The sequence below is a fragment of the Pseudomonas mosselii genome (genome assembly GCF_005796105.1).
Taxonomy (GTDB): Bacteria; Pseudomonadota; Gammaproteobacteria; order Pseudomonadales; family Pseudomonadaceae; genus Aquipseudomonas; species Aquipseudomonas mosselii_C.
On sequence record NZ_VAUO01000057.1, the window covers coordinates 1 to 377 of the forward strand.

The following is a 377-nucleotide window of genomic DNA, read 5'->3' on the forward strand; positions in this document are numbered from 1 at the left end:
CGCCAACAGCGAGTGGCCGCCCAGTTCGAAGAAGTTGTCGTGCCGCCCGACCCGCTCAAGCCCCAGCAGCTCGGCCCAGACTTCGGCCAGCAGTTGCTCGGTGGCGCCTTGCGGGGCCTCGAATGGCCGACTGGCCAAGGCCTCGGCGCCCGGTAGCGGCAATGCCTTGCGCTCGAGCTTGCCGTTCGGGCTCAACGGCAGCGCCGCGAGGTGCACGTACAGCGCCGGCACCATGAATTCCGGCAAGTGGCGCAGCAGTTCGCCGCGCAATGCCTCCACCGCTTGGGCACGCCCGGTGTAGTACGCCACCAGCCGGCGCTCACCCTGTACTTCGGGTGCCAGCACGGCGGCTTCCTGGATGCCGTCGATAGCAGTCA

Annotated in this window: 1 protein-coding gene; it reads right to left on the reverse strand. The window is 68.7% G+C overall.

The window, feature by feature from the left end:
• Positions 1-377 (reverse strand): phosphopantetheine-binding protein (locus FEM01_RS24050; protein WP_138221896.1); only part of this gene is annotated, 377 nt, incomplete at both ends.